This window comes from Paenibacillus oryziterrae (assembly GCF_042610485.1).
GTDB lineage: Bacteria > Bacillota > Bacilli > Paenibacillales > Paenibacillaceae > Paenibacillus_AQ.
Genome location: NZ_JBGJZO010000010.1, coordinates 152,409 through 171,181, shown reverse-complemented (window position 1 = coordinate 171,181; position 18,773 = coordinate 152,409). Strand labels below are relative to the sequence as shown.

Sequence of the window (18,773 nt, the reverse complement as noted above, 5' to 3'; positions counted from 1 at the left end):
GGCCTCAGTCCCATTGAATTCAGGACCAAGACCGCTTAGCTATCTTTTATTTTTTGTACTGTCTACTTGACGGGGTGCAGTTCATTCGATGATGAGGACAGCCCTTTTTAGTATACGCATCTAGATGCATGAATTAAATTTTCAATACAGCGCCATTGCTGGCATTGGTAACGAGCTTGGAGTAACGGGCCAGATAGCCGGTTTTAACCTTCGGCTCGAAGCCTTTCCAGCCGCTGCGACGCACAGCAAGCACTTCTTCTTCAACCAGCAGTTCGATCTTACGGTTATTCAGATCCAGCTCGATGAGGTCTCCGTCCTCTACGAAAGCGATCGGACCGCCTTCAGCAGCTTCGGGAGAGATATGGCCGATACTGATGCCGCGCGAAGCGCCCGAGAAACGGCCATCGGTGATCAGGCCAACCTTGGCGCCGAGTCCCATACCGACGATTTGTGAAGTCGGTGCCAGCATTTCCGGCATGCCTGGGCCGCCTTTTGGACCTTCATAGCGGATAACGACTACATGGCCTTCCTTGACTTTACCGTTCGCAATGCCTTCAAGAGCGGATTCCTGGGAGTCGAAACAGATAGCAGGTCCTTTATGGTAGCCACCTACAGAAGCATCGACAGCTCCGACCTTGATGATGGAACCTTCAGGGGCCAAATTTCCGTACAATACGGACAGTCCGCCAATCTCGGAATACGGATTATCCAGTGTATGGATGACCGTGGTGTCTTGAATCTCATGACCGGTAACATTCTCAGCAAGCGTCTTGCCAGTAACCGTCATGCAGTCGCCGAACAATGCGCCCGGTTTCTTAAGCAGCTCGTTCAGCACGGCGCTGACGCCGCCTGCGCGGTCGACATCTTCGATGAAGATATCGGATGCGGGTGCAAGCTTGGACAGATAAGGCACGCGGTTTGCCACTTCATTAATACGCTGCAGCGGGTAGTCAATGCCAGCTTCCTGGGCTAATGCCAGGGTATGCAGTACAGTATTGGTGGAACCGCCCATCGCCATATCCAAGGCAAATGCGTTATCCAGTGATTCTTTGGTTACGATATCACGCGGTTTCAGATCAATCTTAATCAGTTCCATGAGCTGGGTTGCCGATTTGCGGACGAATTCTCTGCGTTCCTCAGCCACAGCCAAGATGGTCCCGTTTCCTGGTAGTGCAAGACCGAGTGCTTCCGCAAGACAGTTCATGGAGTTCGCGGTGAACATACCGGAACATGATCCGCAGGTTGGACAGCCGAATTGTTCTAATTCCAGCAGTTCTGCATCATTGATCTTGCCTACCTGATGGGCACCAACGCCTTCAAATACGGAAGTAAGGGAGAGTTTATTGCCTTTGCTGTCCACTCCGGCTTTCATCGGTCCACCACTTACAAATATAGTAGGGATATTGACACGCAGAGCGCCCATCATCATTCCCGGTGTAATCTTATCGCAGTTAGGGATACAGACCATACCGTCAAACCAGTGCGCGGAGACTACCGTTTCCAGAGAGTCAGCGATAATCTCACGGCTTGGCAGCGAGTAACGCATGCCGATGTGCCCCATCGCGATGCCGTCGTCCACACCAATGGTGTTGAATTCGAACGGTACGCCGCCTGCTTCACGGATGGCTTCCTTCACAATCTTGCCGAATTCCTGAAGATGAACGTGGCCCGGCACGATATCGATATAGGAGTTGCAGACCGCAATGAACGGTTTGCCGAAATCTTCCTCTTTTACACCGGCGGCCCGCAGGAGACTGCGGTGCGGAGCCCGGTCAAAGCCTTTTTTAATCATGTCTGAACGCATTTTCTTGGCTGCCATTATGATATTTCCCCCCTAAATAAGTTGTGCTTCCATATTGTGTCGCGTTAACGCAATGCTCTGTGAAGAGCTGCGAATATGAATTTGAACGAAAGGCAGTAGTCTCTTTTGCAGAAAGCCTGCCATTGTTATTAGTGAGTCTATCATAAACGGTTTGTTTTTTCTACCGCGTGTATGTCAGTTATCTACCGTGAGTCTATAGGAATGGTATGCAAAAAAATCCCGTACCGGAACACCGGACGGGATTTGGTTATCTGTATTCAGGAACGGCGCAGTACAGCGCGCTGCAGTGTCATGACCCAACTGACAGAAGGTTCTACCAGAAGATGGAGAGATTGCTTAACGAGCGGCTGGGCCAGCAGTACCGTCAGGGTGATGGCCGCGGCAAGCAGTGCTAACAGTCCTGCCATGTTTCCTAGATGGGTATACAGGCCGGAGACTGCTGCCAGACGGACGATAAAGCCGTGGAGCAGAAACACGTATAAGGTACGCTTGCCCCAATCGGTCATCCGGCTGCTTCTCATCGGCACCCAGCCCAGAAATGCCAGTCCGGCAGTTAATTGCAGGGCATAAATGGCCAAACGGTAAAGTCCGGCATACCATTCATGATGTCCAAGCTGCATAAAGGTCATGCTGCCAAACAGCCAGCCTAGCGGAAGCTCACTCCCTAGCACCATAAGAAGAACGAACAGGAACAGGGAAGCAGCAACTGCAATACCTTTGATCCATTTTGTATATAGACGGGTAAATGCGCTAAACGAGAAGTGATATCCCGCCACAAAAAACGGCAGATAGACAAACGTCCGGCTGATGCTGAACCATACACCGTCAAGCTGGAGATAACCCACGGCTACCCCGCATACAACGGCAAAGGCCATTTGGCTCAACGGTTTCCATTTATTCATACCCAGCATGAGCAGCCGCCAAAAGGCGTGACTCGCCAGGAACCAGAGCAGGAGATAAGGAGAGAAGAATGAATGATGTATGCCATTTACATGGAAAATTGTCACATCAAGTGTGGAATACAAGCTTTGAAAGAGGATATATTGAAGTGCAATTTGCATCAGTAGCTTGCGGCCCGCAGAGCCGTGCAGACTCTTTTTGGCGAAATACCCGGTTACCAGCACGAACAGCGGCATGTGAAAACTGAAAATCCACATATATAGCGAGTGGGCACCGCTCATTGTACCTATTAGAGGCTCTATGGCATTGCTGGCAAAAACAGTGACGATCAGCATAAAACGCAGATTAAGAAAAAAAGTCTCTCCACGTGCTTCCATATCCAAGGCCATGAACTCCCTTCGCCTACTGCAATACTTTAATTTTAAAATACTAAATTTACTCCTTGTGCAGTGTGAAAAATATCACATTAGTAAGCGTTACCATAGCCCATAATTGTGCCAATACGTTGAAGGTTGTTTGAATACTCTGATTAAATTATACTTTTAATAGTAAGAGCAGAATGCTCATACAGCTACTTTTGGGAGTGGACCCTATTGAAGAATAGAGCAATTAAACGCAATCTCGCACTAATTATTACAGCAGTTCTGATCGTTGCAGTACTGCTCGTTTGGAGATATTTAACCCCGTATCAAGCCGCAAGTAATGCGGAATCTGCCATGATTTCAAGTGATGGTGTTATCGTTGAGAAAAATGACAATTGGATTACCTTCGAGCCGGCGTACACTGTAGGGGCAGCGGTTATTTTGTACCCTGGAGGACTTGTGGAGGCTGAAGCCTACTCGACTCTGGCTAAACGTCTTGCGGCAGCCGGACATGCTGTATATATTGCTCAAATGCCGCTCAACCTGCCTGTAACCAAAGCAGATGCTGCTGAAGAAATTATCCGTGTCCATCCCAAGTTCACCTTCGTTCTCGGAGGGCATTCACTTGGTGGTGTAATGGCTTCAAGATACGCGGCAGAACACCCCGACCAGCTGGAAGGCGTTTTTTTTCTTGCCTCCTATCCGGATGAGAAGGGAAGTCTGAAGGGGACAACCTTGGCTGTGCTGTCGATTCTGGGTACAGAGGATGAGGTTATAGATAAAGACAGTTACCGGAAAGGGCGCACCTATCTGCCGGATAATACTGTGTATTACTCCCTGGAGGGAGGCAACCATGCGCAGTTCGGAAGCTACGGGATACAGAAAGGCGATGGGGACGCCAAAATCTCTGCAGATGAGCAGCAGAACCGGACGGTTACGGTCATGCTCGACTGGCTTGGAAATCTGCGCTAAGGCGGCTTTTAAAGAGAGGGGACCGGGATGGCATTTTTGCATGTCAATGGACAATCATATTCTTGCAAAGGCATATTGTTTGACAAAGACGGAACACTGCTTGATTTCATAGCACTCTGGGGAACTTGGGCGGAAAATGTCCTGAGCGGCATCAACGTTGCTCTTACGGATATCGGTTCAAGGCACCTGATGGATGGAACAAAACTGCTTGGAACTGTGCATAATGCAGCTGGCCAGGTAACCGGGTATGATCCGGCAGGGCCGCTGTCTATGGCAACGATGGAAGAAACCTATGGTCTTCTTGCTTGGCAGTTGTACTACGCAGGCATGCCCTGGAATGAGGCCTTGACTACTGTTCGGGAGATCAGCAGACAGGCGATGGCAGAAGTACGTGAACGGCGGGGCGCTTTGGCTTTACCCGGTCTGCTGGATTTTTTGCAGCAGTGCGCCGGAGCTTCGGTTAAGCTTGGTGTCGTCACCTCGGATGAAAGTACAACGACTGTTGAACACTTGGATTGGCTGGGATTATCCGGCGTTTTAGGCTCGGTCATCACAAGGGACAAAGTAAGCCGAGGCAAACCTTCACCCGATATGGCTGAACTAGCTTGCCGGGAGCTGGGATTGACTCCTGGTGAGACAGTCCTAATAGGAGACAGTAACGCCGACATGCAGATGGGGAAGAACGCAGGTCTCTGCCTGACAGTGGGTATTACCTCAAGCAGCGGCAGCAGCAGCCATCTGCTCGATGCCGATGTCGTAATAACGGATTACACCGAACTAATGATTACCACCTGATAATAGTATGTATAGAAAGGATGAACTGCTCAGATGGATCAGCTGCAGACTTTGGCTTCGTGGATCAGAGAAAGTGATAATATCGTCTTTTTTGGCGGAGCAGGGACTTCAACCGAAAGTGGTATACCTGACTTCCGCTCGGCTGCAGGGCTATATGTGGATCAAAAGAATTCTCCCTACCCTCCGGAGGTTATGCTAAGCCGGACCTTTTTCATGTCCAAGCCGGACATTTTTTTTGACTTCTATCGCAATAAAATGATTCATCCATCCGCGATACCGAATTCTTCCCATACCTTGCTGGCTGATTTGGAGCAGGCAGGCAAGCTGAAAGCCGTCATTACGCAAAATATCGACGGTCTGCACCAGTTGGCGGGCAGCCGCAATGTTCTGGAGCTGCACGGCTCGATCCACCGCAACCATTGTATGAAATGTTCCCGTTACTTTGGCCTTGAGGCCATCACCGGCAGTATTCACACAGTTCCCCGTTGTCCGGATTGTGGGGGAATCATTAAACCGGATGTGGTGCTTTATGAAGAGGAACTGGATCACGATGTTCTTGTTAGATCTGTTGGAGCTATCGCAGATGCGGATCTGTTGATTATCGGCGGGACCTCGCTCACCGTTCAGCCCGCCGCCAGCCTTATCACCTATTTCCGGGGCCGGCATACCGCACTTTTAAACGGTGACCCGACTCCCTATGACACGCATGCGAATCTGATTATTACCAGCCGGATTGGAGAGACAATGGGGAAGGTCAAAGATTTGCTTTGATCCCTTTTCCGGGAATTCCCGGTTGTCCGATTACAATAGCCTTTAGTGGTTAAAAATAGATTAGTTGGACTAGCCGATAACTTAGGTCCGCCTTTTGAAATGAGAACAACAGCAGCCCGGCCCCTTTCGAGGACGGGCTGCTGTTGTATAAACGGGGCAACCTTCAGAAGGACAGTTAATAATCGGCATGCCTCAGCACTTGAATCCGGTAGGCTGTAGGTGACTGTCCACAGAAGCGTTTGAACTGCCGTGAGAAATAGAGGGCGTCTGTTAATCCGACAGAGGATGAAATCTGCTCCACGGATAATTCAGGCCGCTCTCTCAGCAACTGGCGGGATTTCTCAATCCGAAGCTTCAGTAGATAGGTGACGGGAGATAATCCGGTTTCCTGCTTGAATACACGGGAAAGATAAGCACGGTTATATCCTAAACTGTCGCACATTTGTTCAATTGAAATGGGGTGGGCATATTGGGAGGCCATAAAGTGAATCATTTGTTTCACAGTCCGTTTCACCTGGGAACCGGCTCCGGGGAGCCGTGAATCCTCAGAGTGCTGCTGAGCGGCGTCTCCGATAATGAGATACAGAAATCCAAGCGACGTTAAATGTGCACTCTCTTTATTACCGTAAAAGGCTTCCATAATACCGGACAGGCTGCCTGGTATTACACTGCCTTCCGCAGTAGATAACACCGGTTTCTCAGGGGTGAATCCGGCCTGCAGTACAAGCTTGTCGGCATCATGTCCGGTAAAGGCCGCCCACCTGTACTCCCAAGGCTGATGGGTATCGGATATGTAGCTGACAAGTTGGCCGGGATGAATGAGGAAGCAGTCTCCTGCTCCCAGTTCATATTTTCTCTGCTCGGTTCGGAAAGTGCCTGAACCGCCCTCTACATAGTGGAGGAGATAATAGTCGTATATTTTGGGCCCGGCCTGATGCTGGGGCAGCGTTTGGCTTTTTCCTGCAAACAGCACATGCAGATTCTGCTTCTCATAGTAGACAGGATTGGACGCTACTGAATAGGTGTGTTCGCGGTTGATTTGTTCATGGTGATCATTCATGGTGCGTGTTCCTTTCTGAATCTGGCGTTAGCTATGCGGACCGGTAAATACACACGGATAGACTCAGCTACTAGTATATCGGGAAAAGTCACATTTATCCATACATTACACACATGATTGCATTACCCGAAGCAGTCTGGTTTTATTATAATATAAGCATACAGGAAGACGATTTTGATTTCACAAGCATATGCAGCGAAAGGATGGAGTGACATTAATGAGTACTGGACAACTGAAGCAGAAATTTATCGAGAAATACGGTGAAAGCGGACAAGAGGTGCGGGTATTTTATGCACCGGGCCGGGTCAACCTGATTGGCGAGCATTTGGATTACAACGGAGGTTACGTGCTTCCCGCTGCGCTTGAATTTGGTACCACACTGATTGTGCGCCCGCGCAGTGACGGTAAAGTGAACTTCGCGTCCACGAACCTTCCCTTTGAAGCATCCATTGATTACACCGAGATCGGTAGTTCCAAAAGCGGAGAGTGGATCGATTATCCAATCGGCGTAATGGTTGAACTGGGGAAGAAGGATACTCCTGTCTCACGCGGCTATGATCTGCTGTTCCACGGGGATATCCCAAACGGCTCCGGTCTGTCCTCTTCGGCTTCGCTTGAAGTAGTTACCGCATTTGCTTTATTGACGCTTGAAGGCGGGGATACGGACACCGTTGAAATTTCGCTTTTATCGCAGCGTGCGGAGAATCAATATGTCGGAGTGAACTCCGGGATTATGGATCAGTTCGCGGTAGCTAATGGCAAACGTGATCATGCGATTCTGCTCATGTGCGACACACTGGAATATGAACTTGTACCATTTGTGACCGGTGCTTATCAGCTTATCATCGGCAATACGAACAAGAAGAGAGGTCTTGTAGACTCTAAATATAATGAGCGCCGTCAGCAATGTGACGATGCACTGGCTATTTTGCAGAAGGAGCTTCCTTCCCTGTCCTATCTGGCAGAGCTGAAGCCTGAACAATTTGAAGAGCTGCAGGACAAAATTACGGATGAAACAGTTAAACGCCGTGCACGCCATGTTGTGGAAGAGAACCAGCGTGTACTCGACTCCGTGGAAGTGCTCCGAAACAACGACCTGAAGCAATTCGGTTCCTATATGAATGACTCCCATGCTTCACTCCGTGATTTGTACGAAGTGAGCTGCGATGAGCTTGATATCATGGTTGAAGAAGCTCAGCGCATTCCGGGAACACTTGGCTCACGCATGACTGGAGCAGGCTTTGGCGGCTGTACGGTTTCGTTGGTGCATGAGGATGATATCGAACGGTTTATCACTGAAGTAGGAGAAGCTTATACCAAACGATCCGGGCTGGTTGGTGAGTTCTACGTGTGCGGCATCGGCAACGGTGTGGAAGAATTGAAGGGAGTGAACTAGGATGGCGATTCTGGTAACGGGTGGAGCAGGTTATATCGGATCCCATACAGTAGCGGAGCTGCTGGACCGGGGTGAGGAAGTTGTGGTTATCGACAATTTGTTGACCGGGCACCGCGAGGCTCTCTTGGGCGGCAAGTTTTATGAAGGAGATCTTCGTGATAAAGAGCTGCTGGCTAAGCTGTTCTCCGAGAATGAGATCGATGCCGTTATCCATTTTGCCGCGAGCTCTCTGGTTGGCGAAAGCATGAAAGACCCTGTGAAATATTACGACAATAATGTATACGGAACTCAATGCCTTCTGGAAGCGATGCAAAAAGCAGGCGTAAGCAAGATCGTCTTCTCTTCTACGGCTGCAACCTACGGGGAACCGGAAAAGGTGCCGATTGAAGAAACCGACCGCACGGAACCTGCCAATGTCTATGGCGAAACCAAACTGACCATGGAGCGCATGATGGCCTGGTTCGATAAAGTGCTTGGAATTAAATACGTAGCCCTACGTTATTTCAATGCAGCAGGCGCGCATGCCAGCGGCAAAATCGGCGAAGACCATCGTCCGGAGAGCCACCTGATCCCGCTCGTGCTGCAAACCGCGCTGAAACAACGCGACAGCATCGCTGTGTTCGGTGAAGATTATCCTACAGAAGACGGAACCTGCGTGCGCGACTACATCCACGTTAGTGATCTGGCCGATGCCCATGTCCGTGCGGTAAATTACCTGCGCAGCGGCAGTGACAGCAGCGTCTTCAATCTTGGCAACGGAACCGGCTTCTCTGTGAAGCAGGTCATCGAAACCGCAAAGAACGTTACCGGACTCGACATTCCGGTGGTCATTCAGGACCGCCGTGCGGGAGATCCTGCTGTGCTCGTAGCGTCCTCTGATAAAGCCCGCTCTATTCTGGGCTGGAATCCGCAACATGCCGATCTGGAAGGCATTATTCAAAGCGCCTGGAACTGGCATTCTGCTAATCCGCAGGGATACGGGAATTAAGAGATCAGCAAGGACCCTTGTCATGGAGAATCAAGAAGGAGAATCAAGATGGACAACGAGAATAAAACAACGCCTGCAGAACTGAATGCGCTGCAGGCCATAGAGCAGCTTACACTTTTTGCAGAGCGCCGTGGATTGATTGAAGCCGCGGATGTGGATTATAGCCGTAATGTGCTGCTGGAACAGTTTGGCTTCAGCGAGCCTTTTTTCGGAGAAGTGGATAAGATCGAGCTTGAGGGTCCCCAGGCTCCTTTGGATATTTTGATCGACTATGGTTTCGAAATCGGGCTTATTCCTGAGAATACCGACACCTACCGCGATCTGCTGGATGCGAAGATCATGGGTCTGTTAATGGCCCGTCCTTCCGACGTTAATGCAGAATTTGCCAGATTAACCGCCGAGAAAGGCATTGCAGCTGCGACTGACCGGTTCTACAAGCTGAGCATTGATTCGAACTATATCCGGATGGACCGCATATCCAAGAACGTCTACTGGCTGCAGGAATCACCCTACGGCAATATCGAGATGACGATCAATTTGTCCAAGCCCGAGAAAAGCCCGAAAGAAATTGCTATGGCTCGTCTGCTTCCGCCGCCAGTGTATCCCAAATGCCAGCTGTGCCGCGAGAATGTAGGGTATGCAGGCCGGGTCAATCACCCGCCGCGTCAGAATTTGCGCGTGATTCCGCTGGAGCTGAACAAAGAGAAGTGGTTCTTCCAGTACTCGCCTTATGTATACTACAACGAGCATTGCATCGTATTCCATCATGACCATGTGCCGATGAAGCTGACGAAGGATACGCTAAAACGTCTGCTTGGCTTTGTGGAGTCGTTCCCGCATTATTTCATCGGCTCCAATGCAGATCTTCCGATTGTAGGCGGTTCGATCCTTACGCATGACCACTTTCAGGGCGGGCGTCATACCTTCCCTATCCAGAAAGCGCCTAAGGAGGATACCTTTACCCATAAAGATTACCCGGGCGTTACAATCAGCATCGTGAAATGGCCGATGTCCGTGCTGCGGATGAACGCGTCATCCCCTGAGGTGCTACTGGAATGCGGTAATACCATCTATGAAAGCTGGAAGCAGTACAATGATCCAGAAGTGGATATACTGGCTTTTTCAGAAATTGACGGGCAGCAGGTGCCTCATAACACCGTCACACCGATTGTGCGCAGAGCAGAAGACGGCGGCTACGAGATGGATCTGGTGCTCCGCAACAACCGTACGAGCGAGGAATACCCGGAAGGGATCTTCCACCCGCACCGGGAAATGCACCATGTGAAGAAAGAGAATATCGGCTTGATTGAGGTGATGGGCTTGGCGATTCTGCCGGGACGCCTCAAGGAAGAGCTCGACGCCATCGCCGGAATTCTTGCCGGAGATACAAGCCTGCTGGAGGCTGTACAAGGGGATCCTTCCCACGCCCTTGCACTACATGCAAGCTGGGTGCAGGAGCTAGTAGAGCGCTTTGGCACCTCCATGAACCGTGACGAAGCTATAGCAGCCGTGCAGAACGAGGTTGGCATCAAATTCACAGCCATCCTAGAGCATGCCGGCGTGTACAAACGCACCGCAGAAGGCCAATCCGCCTTCCGCCGTTTTGTCGCCAGCATCGGAGCGCTATAAAGTTCGAAGGCTTAGCACACAAATTTGACTTGTACGTAAGGCGAACATCAATAATTTAAGACCAGCACGTCTCCATTTTGGGAGGCGTGCTTTTTTGCTTAGCGTTTAAGGGTTAAAGGTAATTTCCCAGGGGAATGCGGGAGAATGCCGGTTTAATGGTTTAGGTTTTAAGGATGTACGATTCCGCTGATAATAGTGGAGAGGCCAGAACGAAGGTTTAGGTGTTTTAAGACGACTCCGCAGGAAGTAGCGGAGAGGCCGGAACGATGGTTTAGGTGTTTTTAAGACGATTCCGCAGGCAGTTAGCGGAGAGGACGGAACGATAGCGTAAATCGGAGCGGTCGCCTTTGTCTACGGATTTTTACCGATAAGGTAAATTCAGAAAATCCGGAGACAACAGCGATGGAGCATCGTTCCGTCCTCGGAGCGGGTCCCCACTAGAATCCCCATACCCGTCCTCGGAGCGTCCCCCCCGCCAGAATCCCCATCCCGTCCTCGCAGCTTACACTCGTTTACGATTTGAATGCGTCCACCCATCAGGATATAATTAGCAGGTGCGATATAATATAGATTGATGGAGGGCTACACCTATGCGTAAGTTTGAATTCTATAACCCGACGAAGCTGATCTTCGGACAAGGTACCTTGTCGGCCTTGCAGCAAGAAGTGCCTAAATACGGAAAAAACGTGCTGCTGATGTATGGCGGAGGCAGCATTAAGCGCAATGGCCTTTATGATAAAGTCGTCTCTTTGCTGGGTTCGCTCGATGTTAATATCACCGAGCTGTCCGGCGTGGAGCCGAATCCTCGCTTGTCCACCGTACATAAAGGTGTAGCGCTATGCCGTGAACACGAAATTGACCTGATACTGGCTGTCGGCGGCGGAAGCGTGCTGGATTGTGCGAAAGCTGTGGCCGTTGGAGCAAAGTATGATGGAGATATGTGGGATTTCGTAGAGCGCAAAGCGGTGGCTAAAGCGGCTCTTCCGCTGGGTACAGTTCTTACAATGGCTGCGACTGGCTCTGAAATGAATAACGGGTCGGTAATTACGAATGAAGTGACCCAGGAGAAAATGGGCTGGGGAAGCGCGTACTCCTATCCGGCGTTCTCCATTCTTGATCCGGAGCATACCTTCTCTCTGCCGCGTGACCAGACGGTATACGGTATGGTAGACATCATGTCTCATGTACTTGAGCATTACTTCCACCTGGATACTAATACGCCGGTTCAGGATGAATTCTGCGAAGGGCTCCTGCGTACTGTAATTGAAACTGCGCCGAAACTGGTGGAGGATTTGGAGAATTACGAGCTACGTGAGACGATTCTTTATTGCGGAACGATGGCGCTGAACGGTATGGTAAGCATGGGCTACGCCGGCGATTGGGCAACTCACAATATTGAGCATGCAGTATCCGCAGTATACGATATTCCGCATGGCGGAGGACTTGCGATTCTCTTCCCGCAGTGGATGAAATACAATCTGAATAGCAACCCTGCGCGATTCCGCAAGCTAGCGGTTAACGTATTTGGCGTTGATCCTTCCGGTAAATCCGATGAACAGGCCGGTCTTGAAGGTATCGAGGCGCTGCGCCGCTTCTGGGATTCCATTGGAGCGCCAAGCCGCCTGGGTGACTATGAAATTGATGACGCAAACTTTGGCATTATGGCGGATAAAGCTGTCCGCTTTGGTCCGTTCGGCAACTTCCGGAAGCTGGACCACCAGGATGTAGTAGAAATCTATACTATGTCGTTGTAAATAATTCATAACAAACAGCACGTTCCCATACTCAGGGAACGTGCTGTTTTTGCGTTATTTTGAATAGTAAGCGCCATGGGGAAATATCCCAAGATTGTGAAACTAAGGACATACCCATTTCGTATAAAGAGGATGGTAATTTTTTAGTAAATGACAGGAGGACAAAGGTATGGAGGCGCTGTATCTGGGCTGTCTGGCACTAGGGGTTATTTTTGCTGTGGTCAGCCTGCTGGTGGGGGATCTGATTGGAGATGCGCTAGGCGGAATGTTCCATATCGTATCTATCGATTTTTTGAGTCCGACCGTTATAGCGGGGGCAGTGACTGTGTTTGGCGGAGCAGGGATTCTTCTAACCCGGTACACCGAGCTGGAGAACGGAGCAGTTATTGTATTATCTCTGCTCACGGCCTCCTTCATGGGAGTGGTGATGTATCTTGGTTTCGTAAGACCCATGGAGAAAAGTGAAGTCTCTACAGGTTTCTCTATGACAGATCTGCCAGGCAAGCTCGGAGAGGTAATGGTGCCCGTCCCTGCGATGGGGTTCGGTGAGATCATGGTGAAATTTGGTGCAGGGCATAGCCTGCATACAGCCGCCAGCTTTGATCAAGTTCTTATACCTGCAGGCTGTAAGGTGGTTGTCGTGGACGTGAAAGAAGGAGTCGCGCTCGTATCTGAATTCGAAGAGAGAAAAGGAGAGGTTATTTGATGTTTGAACTTCCTGATTTTTTATTCATCCCTGCAGTTGTCGTAGCCGTTCTGTTTGTTCTGGGGCTCGCTTTCTGGGCTCGCTTTAAGACGGTAGGACCGGACGAAGGCATGATTGTTACGGGATCATTCCTGGGTAATAATCATATTTCCGATGATGGTTCCGGCCGTAAAATCAAAATTGTCCGCGGAGGTGGTGCGTTTATTCTTCCGGTTTTTCAAAAAGCCGAGTTTATGTCACTGCTGTCACACAAGCTGGATGTAACTACTCCTGAAGTGTACACGGAGCAGGGGGTTCCAGTTATTGCAGACGGAGTTGCCATTATCAAAGTGGGCAGTTCCACTGAGGATGTGGCTACTGCAGCCGAGCAGTTTATGGGCAAACCGATTGAATCTTTGAAAAGTGAGGCGCAGGAGGTGCTCGAAGGGCATCTTAGAGCGATTCTGGGTACAATGACCGTTGAGGAAGTATATCGAAACCGCGACCGTTTTGCGCAGGAGGTACAGGGTGTAGCCGCAAGGGATCTTAAGAAAATGGGGCTGCAAATCGTATCCTTCACCATTAAGGATGTGCGTGACAAACACGGTTATCTGGAGGCGCTTGGTAAGCCACGGATTGCCGCCGTCAAGAGGGATGCGGAGATCGCCGAAGCTGAAGCGATGCGCGATGCTCGCATTCAGAAAGCGGCAGCAGAGGAACAGGGGCAGAAAGCTGAGCTGCTGCGGGATACGAATATCGCGGAGGCGTCTAAAGACAATCAATTGAAGGTGGCTGCGTTCAAGCGTGATCAGGACACGGCGAAGGCAGAAGCGGACCAGGCATACTTTATTCAAGAAGCCAAAGGCAAGCAGATGGTCGTCGAGGAACAGATGAAGGTGGAGCTTGTCCGCAAAATGCGGGAGATTGACCTGCAGGATAAAGAAATCCAGGTTCGTGAGAAGCAATACGACGCAGAAGTGAAGAAGAAAGCAGAAGCGGACCGTTATGCGGTCGAACAGGCGGCGGAGGCAGACAAAGCCAGAAGAATGCGGGAAGCGGATGCACTCCAGTACAGCATTGAAACTCAGGCCAAAGCGACTTCGGAGCAAAAACGGCTGGAGGGCAAGGCGGTGGCTGATGCGGAGCTGGCAAAAGGTAGTGCAGATGCTGAAGTTATACGCCTGCGCGGTTTGGCGGAAGCCGAGGCTAAAGAGAAGCTGGCAGAAGCATTCCAGAAGTTCGGGGAGGCAGCGGTACTCGATATCATTGTGAAAATGCTGCCTGAGCTTGCCGGACGTATCGCCCAGCCGCTCGCATCGATTGATAAACTGACAGTGGTGGATACTGGGAATGGTGAAGGTGCGGCACGGGTTAGCAATTATGTAACCCAATTGATGTCTACCGCTCCAGCCATGCTGAAGAATGTGTCGGGCATTGATGTGGAGGGTATGATCAAGGGACTCACGCGCGATTTCTCGGAAAAAACCAGCCAATAATCGAGGTTCTATGACATAAACAGCCCGGCAGCGACGAATGCCGGGCTGTTTAGGCAATATTTTGCATTTTCAGACTATTCTTAACCAGACTTTTTCCGGTATACTCTTTAATAGGAAATCATTTCCTCAAGAGATTATCGGGAGGTTTAAGTTATGGAGAACAAAACATCACCCTGGCTGACGGTTTGGACCGCGCCGCGAAGAACCATCAGAAGCTATCTGGAATCTTCCGATCCGGGGCGCAATGCCTTATGGTTAAGTATTATTGCAGGCTTTAGCTATTCACTGAACCGGGCATCATCCAATAATACTGGTGATGATATGTCGTTATTAATGATACTGCTGGTGTCATTGATAGGCGGAGGTATCGGCGGGTTGCTGATGTTCTATCTTGGAAGTCCTTTGCTCCGGATTACCGGCAGCTGGTTGGGTGGTAAAGGAACTACACCTGAAATCAAGGTGGCCTTGGCAAGAGGAGTATTTATGCCGTCCGTTCTTATTGCCCTGATGTGGATTCCGGAACTTCTGCTGGTGGGCAAAGAACTCTTTACAGCCGAGACTCCGAATATGGACTCAAATATACTGATCCTGGTTCTATATTTGCTTTGTATCTTTGTAGAATTGGTATTTGGCGTGTGGGCGATGGTGGTTGGTCTCAAGGCAATAGGTGAAGCTCACCGTTTCTCGGCATGGAAAGCCCTTATTTGCATGATTCTTCCAGCATTGATGTTAGTTGTGCTGATGGTTGTGCTAGTGGTGCTTATCGGATTATTTTTCTAAAAAACAAACATCTTTATTTTTGAATTCTTGCTGTCCGGGTAGTCGCCCATGTATAATCTATTCGTGCCGCTTCGCTTTAGGGCTTGCTGCCCGGAATCAGGAATTCGAAAATCAAAGAGGTGTCAAAAGTGAGCAGCATAACAGTAGCCAAAGTACTTAACAATAACGTAATCATCGCTCAGCATCCCCAGTATGCCGAGGTTGTCGTGATCGGTAAGGGAATAGGATTTAACCGCAAAATGCGTGATCGTATAAAACTGTCCTCCGTGGAGAAAATGTTTATCCTCCGCAGCCAGGAAGAGCAGGAGCAATACAAACAGCTGGTTCCGCAGGTGGATGAGAAGCTGATTGAGGCTGTTCAGGAGATTGTTCTCTATATTCTGCAGCACAGCCGTGAGACGCTGAATGAACATATCCATACCGCACTTACCGATCATATATCGTTCGCGATCCGGCGGCAGGAGCAGAATATTCCGATCCATAATCCTTTTTTATATGAGACTAAGGAGATCTACCCCGAAGAGTATGCAATGGCCGAATATGCAATCAAGCGGATCGATGAGGTTATGGGGGTGTCCCTGCCCATAGATGAGATTGGTTTTGTGGCACTGCATATTGTCAGTGCGCTCAGCAACCGCCACATCACTGAGGTGAAAGAGCATTCGGTACTGATCGGTGATATGGTCGGTCTCGTAGAAAATAATCTGGAATACCGGATTCCAAGGGACTCCATTGATTATTCACGCCTGGTTACCCATCTGAGGTTTGTTCTCGAACGGCTCCGGCGGGGAGAAGCAGTCAGAGAAATTTCTTCACTGGATAACCTGATGAAACGAGAGTATCCCGAAATGTATACGCTGGCATGGAAGCTGACGAAGGTAATGGAACAGCGTCTGCATATTCCTGTGTATCCGGCAGAAGTCAGCTATCTGACGGTGCATCTGCAGCGCCTAGCGCAGAAGAAGGAAGACGAGGAAGACATGAAAGAAGCCCTGGCGAAAGCAAATCCGGAAGAGAATGTATAGCCTTTGAATATTTTTTGAAAACAGGCTTGCAACATAAAAAAAACGATGATACAATGGGCTCTGTAAATTAGCAGAACAGAATATCAACGTGTAACTGATTCGATCAGGCATGAGTGTTTTACAGTATTTTGGTTGTATTCCCCTATCTCGGGGTAATCTAACGTTAGCGTTAGACTACAACACATACTGTAAATTGCTCATGCTTTTTTTGTTGACTGTTTTGTAATCACATCAAAGTTAAGGAAGTGACATGAATGTTCAAAAAGCTTTTTGGCGTTTTGCAAAGAGTAGGTAAGGCCTTGATGCTTCCGGTGGCAATCCTCCCGGCGGCGGGGCTTCTACTAGGAATCGGGAACATGTTCGTCAACCCGGACTTTTTGCAGTACGTGCCGGCGTTGGAGAATAATACCGTACAGGCGATTGCCAATGTCTTGATGAATTCAGGACAAGTGGTATTTGATAATTTGGCCCTGCTGTTCGCAGTTGGGGTAGCGATTGGTTTGGCAGGCGGAGAAGGCGTAGCTGGACTTGCGGCGATCATCGGTTTCCTGGTAATGAACGTAACCATGGGAACTGTAGTCGGTGTCAACAACTACGTACTTAGCCAAGGGGATTTCTCTTATTCCAGAGTACTGGGTATTCCAACACTCCAGACCGGTGTGTTCGGCGGTATCTTGGTCGGTATCCTGGCAGCAGCCATGTACAAGCGGTTCTTCAAAATCGAACTGCCGTCTTACCTTGGCTTCTTCGCGGGTAAACGTTTTGTACCGATCATGACTGCTGTAACTTCACTGCTTCTCGGTCTTGCATTGACAATTGTTTGGCCGCCAATTCAACATGGCTTGAACTATGTGTCTCAAAGTATGATCGATACGAACAAGACGCTGGCAGCCTTTATCTTCGGTCTGATCGAGCGTTCACTAATTCCATTCGGTCTGCACCATATTTTCTACTCCCCGTTCTGGTATGAGTTCGGAACGTATGTAGACAAAGCGGGCGAGCTTGTACGCGGTGACCAACGGATCTTCATGCAGCAGCTTCGCGACGGTGCTGAATTCACAGCGGGAACATTTACAACTGGTAAATATCCGTTCATGATGTTCGGTCTTCCGGCAGCAGCTTTGGCGATTTACCATGAATCCAGACCCGAGAATAAAAAGTTCGTCGGCAGTTTGATGATATCCGCAGCTCTTACCTCGTTCCTGACAGGTATCACTGAGCCGCTGGAATTCTCCTTCCTGTTCGTGGCTCCGCTGCTCTTCGCAGTGCATGCGGTGTTCGCAGGTTTGTCGTTTATGACAATGCACCTTCTAAACGTAAAAATCGGTATGACCTTCTCCGGTGGTTTTATCGACTATGTGCTCTTCGGTATCATTCCGAACCGTACAGCATGGTGGCTGGTAATTCCGGTAGGTTTGGTAATCGCGGTTATTTACTACTTCGGATTCCGCTTTGTTATCCGGAAATTCAACCTTAAAACACCGGGTCGTGAAGATCCATCCGATGATGACGATGACAATGGTAGCACAGGTATTGCTTCTGCTACTGACAACGATCTTCCACGCAACATTCTGTCCGCTCTTGGCGGCAAGGACAATATCGCCCACCTGGATGCATGTATTACACGTCTTCGGGTTGAGGTTAAAGATAAAGCGCATGTGGATAAGAACCGTCTGAAGAAGCTAGGTGCTTCCGGCGTACTGGAAGTCGGCAACAATGTTCAGGCGATCTTCGGCACACGTTCCGATACCATTAAGTCGCAGATTCAAGATGTTATGAACGGCAGAACTCCAGCTCCAACCCCAATCCCTTCCCCTGTTGAAGAGAAACACGCTGGAGAAGAAAAGACAGCGATTATCCCTGAAGATATCGTTTCGCCGGTGAACGGTGAGCTGCTTGATATCACTCAGGTTCCGGATGCAGTATTCTCGCAGAAGATGACAGGCGACGGCTTCGCATTCCTGTCAGATGACGGCAAGATCGCTTCACCGGTATACGGCAAGGTATTCAACGTATTCCCAAGCAAACATGCCATCGGCATTATGTCTGACGGCGGCAAAGAAGTGCTTGTGCATATCGGGGTTAACACGGTTAAGCTGAAAGGCCAAGGTTTTAATGTCCTTGTTGAAGAAGGCGATCTGGTAGCAGCCGGTCAACCGATTATGGAAGTTGATCTGGAGTATGTGAAAGCTCATGCCCCATCGGTAATCTCACCTGTGATCTTCTCCAATCTTCCAGAAGGTTCTTCCGTTACTTTGAAGAAACCGGGAAAAGTAGTTATCGGTGACAAGGATATCATTGAAATTCGGTAAAAAGTGCAAAGGTGATGCGCTTCCTT

Annotated in this window: 15 protein-coding genes; 12 read left to right on the top strand and 3 right to left on the bottom strand. The window is 49.6% G+C overall.

What is annotated here, in order from left to right; genetic code table 11:
• Positions 1-133: 133 nt before the first annotated feature.
• On the bottom strand, positions 134-1,819 hold the full coding sequence (gene ilvD, locus ACAN55_RS13295) for a dihydroxy-acid dehydratase (RefSeq protein ID WP_379133280.1): 1,686 nt from the start codon (positions 1,817-1,819) through the stop codon (positions 134-136).
• 260 nt (positions 1,820-2,079) lie between these two features.
• The gene (locus ACAN55_RS13290; RefSeq protein WP_379133311.1) at positions 2,080-3,099 is read right to left on the bottom strand and encodes an acyltransferase family protein; all 1,020 of its coding nucleotides are present in this window, start codon (positions 3,097-3,099) and stop codon (positions 2,080-2,082) included.
• A 216-nt stretch (positions 3,100-3,315) separates the two neighbouring features.
• Between ACAN55_RS13290 and ACAN55_RS13285 the strand changes: the two genes are divergently transcribed.
• From ACAN55_RS13285 to ACAN55_RS13275, 3 genes are read left to right on the top strand one after another with little or no spacing between them, the layout of a single operon-like run.
• The gene (locus ACAN55_RS13285) at positions 3,316-4,056 is read left to right on the top strand and encodes an alpha/beta hydrolase (RefSeq protein ID WP_379133277.1); all 741 of its coding nucleotides are present in this window, start codon (positions 3,316-3,318) and stop codon (positions 4,054-4,056) included.
• A 27-nt stretch (positions 4,057-4,083) separates the two neighbouring features.
• Positions 4,084-4,851 (top strand): HAD family hydrolase, encoded by a 768-nt coding sequence (locus tag ACAN55_RS13280; protein ID WP_379133274.1) that lies wholly within the window; start codon positions 4,084-4,086, stop codon positions 4,849-4,851.
• Between the two features lie 33 nt (positions 4,852-4,884).
• Entirely contained in the window at positions 4,885-5,622 is a 738-nt protein-coding gene (locus tag ACAN55_RS13275) for an NAD-dependent protein deacylase (protein WP_379133271.1), read from the top strand.
• A gap of 175 nt (positions 5,623-5,797) precedes the next feature.
• On the opposite strand, the gene ACAN55_RS13270 is transcribed toward ACAN55_RS13275, so the two are convergent.
• Positions 5,798-6,682 (bottom strand): AraC family transcriptional regulator, encoded by an 885-nt coding sequence (locus ACAN55_RS13270; protein WP_379133269.1) that lies wholly within the window; start codon positions 6,680-6,682, stop codon positions 5,798-5,800.
• Positions 6,683-6,899: 217 nt separating this feature from the next.
• Between ACAN55_RS13270 and ACAN55_RS13265 the strand changes: the two genes are divergently transcribed.
• The 9 genes from ACAN55_RS13265 (at position 6,900) to ptsG (ending at position 18,747) form a co-directional block, all read left to right on the top strand.
• Positions 6,900-8,078, top strand: a complete 1,179-nt coding sequence (locus ACAN55_RS13265) for a galactokinase (protein ID WP_379133265.1) — start codon at positions 6,900-6,902, stop codon at positions 8,076-8,078.
• 1 nt (position 8,079) lies between these two features.
• Positions 8,080-9,066 (top strand): UDP-glucose 4-epimerase GalE, encoded by a 987-nt coding sequence (galE, locus tag ACAN55_RS13260; protein ID WP_379133263.1) that lies wholly within the window; start codon positions 8,080-8,082, stop codon positions 9,064-9,066.
• A 48-nt stretch (positions 9,067-9,114) separates the two neighbouring features.
• Entirely contained in the window at positions 9,115-10,695 is a 1,581-nt protein-coding gene (locus ACAN55_RS13255) for a UDP-glucose--hexose-1-phosphate uridylyltransferase (RefSeq protein ID WP_379133260.1), read from the top strand.
• Positions 10,696-11,285: 590 nt separating this feature from the next.
• On the top strand, positions 11,286-12,449 hold the full coding sequence (locus ACAN55_RS13250; protein ID WP_379133257.1) for an iron-containing alcohol dehydrogenase: 1,164 nt from the start codon (positions 11,286-11,288) through the stop codon (positions 12,447-12,449).
• A 169-nt stretch (positions 12,450-12,618) separates the two neighbouring features.
• Positions 12,619-13,155 (top strand): NfeD family membrane protein, encoded by a 537-nt coding sequence (locus ACAN55_RS13245; RefSeq protein WP_379133254.1) that lies wholly within the window; start codon positions 12,619-12,621, stop codon positions 13,153-13,155.
• A complete protein-coding gene (floT, locus tag ACAN55_RS13240; RefSeq protein WP_379133250.1) occupies positions 13,155-14,630 on the top strand; it encodes a flotillin lipid rafts scaffold protein FloT in 1,476 nt (491 codons plus the stop codon). The genes ACAN55_RS13245 and floT overlap by 1 nt, the downstream gene beginning before the upstream one ends.
• A 153-nt stretch (positions 14,631-14,783) precedes the next feature.
• A complete protein-coding gene (locus ACAN55_RS13235; RefSeq protein WP_379133247.1) occupies positions 14,784-15,410 on the top strand; it encodes a YIP1 family protein in 627 nt (208 codons plus the stop codon).
• A 128-nt stretch (positions 15,411-15,538) separates the two neighbouring features.
• Entirely contained in the window at positions 15,539-16,435 is an 897-nt protein-coding gene (glcT, locus tag ACAN55_RS13230) for a glucose PTS transporter transcription antiterminator GlcT (protein WP_379133245.1), read from the top strand.
• A 254-nt stretch (positions 16,436-16,689) separates the two neighbouring features.
• Positions 16,690-18,747, top strand: a complete 2,058-nt coding sequence (gene ptsG, locus ACAN55_RS13225; protein WP_379133242.1) for a glucose-specific PTS transporter subunit IIBC — start codon at positions 16,690-16,692, stop codon at positions 18,745-18,747.
• Positions 18,748-18,773 lie beyond the last annotated feature (26 nt).

Coding starts and splice junctions, on each gene's coding strand:
- ACAN55_RS13255 (WP_379133260.1), top strand. CDS start 9,115: ATGGACAACGAGAATAAAACAACGCCTGCAGAACTGAATGCGCTGCAG.
- ACAN55_RS13235 (WP_379133247.1), top strand. CDS start 14,784: ATGGAGAACAAAACATCACCCTGGCTGACGGTTTGGACCGCGCCGCGA.
- ilvD (WP_379133280.1), bottom strand. CDS start 1,819: ATGGCAGCCAAGAAAATGCGTTCAGACATGATTAAAAAAGGCTTTGAC.
- ACAN55_RS13245 (WP_379133254.1), top strand. CDS start 12,619: ATGGAGGCGCTGTATCTGGGCTGTCTGGCACTAGGGGTTATTTTTGCT.
- ACAN55_RS13275 (WP_379133271.1), top strand. CDS start 4,885: ATGGATCAGCTGCAGACTTTGGCTTCGTGGATCAGAGAAAGTGATAAT.
- ACAN55_RS13270 (WP_379133269.1), bottom strand. CDS start 6,682: ATGAATGATCACCATGAACAAATCAACCGCGAACACACCTATTCAGTA.
- floT (WP_379133250.1), top strand. CDS start 13,155: ATGTTTGAACTTCCTGATTTTTTATTCATCCCTGCAGTTGTCGTAGCC.
- ACAN55_RS13280 (WP_379133274.1), top strand. CDS start 4,084: ATGGCATTTTTGCATGTCAATGGACAATCATATTCTTGCAAAGGCATA.
- ptsG (WP_379133242.1), top strand. CDS start 16,690: ATGTTCAAAAAGCTTTTTGGCGTTTTGCAAAGAGTAGGTAAGGCCTTG.
- galE (WP_379133263.1), top strand. CDS start 8,080: ATGGCGATTCTGGTAACGGGTGGAGCAGGTTATATCGGATCCCATACA.
- ACAN55_RS13265 (WP_379133265.1), top strand. CDS start 6,900: ATGAGTACTGGACAACTGAAGCAGAAATTTATCGAGAAATACGGTGAA.
- ACAN55_RS13250 (WP_379133257.1), top strand. CDS start 11,286: ATGCGTAAGTTTGAATTCTATAACCCGACGAAGCTGATCTTCGGACAA.
- ACAN55_RS13290 (WP_379133311.1), bottom strand. CDS start 3,099: ATGGAAGCACGTGGAGAGACTTTTTTTCTTAATCTGCGTTTTATGCTG.